This is a genomic window from Saccharicrinis aurantiacus (assembly GCF_947489045.1).
GTDB lineage: Bacteria > Bacteroidota > Bacteroidia > Bacteroidales > Marinilabiliaceae > Saccharicrinis > Saccharicrinis aurantiacus.
Window position 1 is genome coordinate 1 of the sequence record NZ_CANLCN010000079.1, and the last position, 230, is coordinate 230.

The window sequence follows — 230 nt, forward strand, 5'->3', positions numbered from 1 at the left end:
AAATAAAAAAGAACATGAAGAATGCATTGATGCACATACACGATAAAGTTCTTCTCAAAAAGAGAGCTCTCATTGAAGCTGTAAATGATGAACTAAAAAATATCTGTCAAATTGAACATACGAGACACAGGTCGTTTGAAAACTTTCTTTCAAATCTAATCGCAGGTTTAATAGCATATCATTTCTTACCTAAGAAACCCTCTTTAAATATAGACATCATAGATAATGAC

General features: G+C 30.9%; 1 protein-coding gene. It reads left to right on the top strand.

The window, feature by feature from the left end; genetic code table 11:
* Window positions 1-230 (top strand): transposase (locus tag QMO11_RS21895; protein WP_282040093.1); only part of this gene is annotated, 230 nt, incomplete at both ends.